The organism is Streptomyces sp. NTH33, from assembly GCF_003236365.1.
GTDB lineage: Bacteria > Actinomycetota > Actinomycetes > Streptomycetales > Streptomycetaceae > Streptomyces.
Genome location: NZ_POTZ01000771.1, coordinates 1 through 1,963, shown reverse-complemented (window position 1 = coordinate 1,963; position 1,963 = coordinate 1). Strand labels below are relative to the sequence as shown.

At 70.7% G+C, this 1,963-nt stretch carries 2 protein-coding genes and 1 pseudogene; 2 read left to right on the top strand and 1 reads right to left on the bottom strand.

Annotated features, from left to right (window positions below; all coding sequences use genetic code 11):
• Nucleotides 1-262: 262 nt before the first annotated feature.
• Both C1I97_RS36075 and C1I97_RS36070 read left to right on the top strand, forming a co-directional pair.
• Entirely contained in the window at nucleotides 263-613 is a 351-nt protein-coding gene (locus C1I97_RS36075; protein ID WP_111007137.1) for a hypothetical protein, read from the top strand.
• Nucleotides 614-620: 7 nt separating this feature from the next.
• On the top strand, nucleotides 621-1,808 hold the full coding sequence (locus C1I97_RS36070; RefSeq protein WP_111007136.1) for a glutathionylspermidine synthase family protein: 1,188 nt from the start codon (nucleotides 621-623) through the stop codon (nucleotides 1,806-1,808).
• Between the two features lie 26 nt (nucleotides 1,809-1,834).
• Here C1I97_RS36070 and C1I97_RS42155 read toward each other — a convergent pair.
• Nucleotides 1,835-1,963: pseudogene (locus tag C1I97_RS42155) on the bottom strand (aminotransferase class III-fold pyridoxal phosphate-dependent enzyme); the annotation flags it as partial.

The following is a 1,963-nucleotide window of genomic DNA, read 5'->3' as shown; positions in this document are numbered from 1 at the left end:
AGATGTGTAGAAGAGACAGACCCGTGTCCGCCGCGGCGCGGGCGGCGATCGCCTGGAGCACCGTCGCCGTACCGAAACACACCGCCGCGCCCAGCGCGCACACCATGCCAAAGGCCACGAAGCGACTTTAGGGGAGCGGTGGATCGCAGGACCGCCCGCACGGACGTTCTCACCGATCTCTAGGCTGGCGGCCGGAACCGGTCGACAGGCTTACAGCGACAAGCGACTCAAGCGACTCAAGCGACAACGGGGAGACACGGACATGGCGGACGCACGTCGGCAACTTCGCTCGGGCACGGTCGTACTCGGCGGCGTGGGACTGCTCGCCGCCGCGCTCGCCGCCTGCTCCTCCGACCCGGACAAGCGCTGCGTGGACCGCGACAGCTACAGGTTCGGCAAGGGCTACAAGGTCGTCTCCGACAAGAACTGCAAGCCCGGCGTGTCCTCCAAGAGCGCCTGGTACTACGGCGGCAAGAAGAAGAGCGGCTGGGTCAACGACGGCTCCTTCACCAAGCCCCGCAGCGGCTCGGGCGGTTCGGGCGGCTCGGGCGGTGGCCACGGCGGTGTGGACCGCGGGGGCTTCGGCGGCGGCAGCGGCAAGTCCGGCGGCTGAGCCCGGCATGGAGCGCCGTACCCTCACACCCCGCCCCGGCTGGCAGCAGACCGTCGAGGCACAGGGCCTCGTCTACCCGCTCACCAGGTACCCCGACAACTCCTTCCGCCCGTACTGGGACGAGAGCGCCTACTACGTCCTCACCCTCCCCGAGGTGGAGGCGCTGGAGGAGACCGTCGGGGAACTGCACCGCATGTGCCTCGCCGCGGCGGACCACATCGTCACCACCGGCCGCTTCGCCGACCTCGGCATCACCGACCCGCGCGTCGCCCACGCCGTCGCCGAGTCCTGGCACCGCCGTGCCGAACTTCCCTCCCTCTACGGCCGCTTCGACCTCCGCTACGACGGCACCGGCCCGGCCAGGCTCCTGGAGTACAACGCCGACACCCCGACCTCCCTGGTCGAGGCCGCCTCCCCCCAGTGGTTCTGGATGGAGGAACGCTTCCCCGGCGCCGACCAGTGGAACTCCCTGCACGAACGCCTCGTCGCCGCCTGGCGGAAGCAGGCCCCGCTGCTGCCGCCCGGCAGCCCCCTGCACTTCGCGCACACCAGCGACGACGAGACCGGCGAGGACCTGATGACGGTCGCCTATCTGAAGGAGACCGCCGAACAGGCCGGCCTCGACACCGACTGGATCTCCATGGAGGAGATCGGCTGGGACCCGCTGTCCGAACGCTTCGTCGACAACGGACTGCGGTTCATCCGCAGCATCTTCAAGCTCTACCCCTGGGAGTGGCTGACCACCGACCGCTTCGCCGATCACGTCCTGGACACCCTCGACAACGGCGGCGGCACCGGCTCCACCCTGTGGATCGAGCCCGCCTGGAAGATGCTGCTGAGCAACAAGGCCCTGCTCGCCGTCCTCTGGGAGCTGTACCCGGACCACCCGAACCTCCTCCCCGCCCACCTGGACGGCCCCCGCGACCTGGCGGCCACCACCGGCTACGTCGCCAAACCCCTGCTCGGCCGGGAGGGCGCCGGAGTGACGATCCACCGGCCCGGCAGCGGCGGCCCCCTCGTCCGCGACGAGCCCTGCTGCTACCAGGCCCTCGCCCCGCTGCCCGCCTTCGACGGCAACCACGTCGTCCTCGGCGCCTGGGTCGTCGGGGACGAGGCGGCCGGCCTCGGCATCCGCGAGTCGGCCGGACTGGTCACGGACGGGTACGCCCGCTTCCTGCCCCACGTGATCCTCTAGGGCCTGTGGCGACCGGACACCGGCGCTCACCCGCCCAGCACCACCCGCAGCTGCTCCAGCCCCCAGTCCAGGTCCTCCTCGCCGATCACCAGCGGCGGGGAGATCCGGATCGTCGAACCGTGGGTGTCCTGCACCAGGACACCCCGGTCCATCAG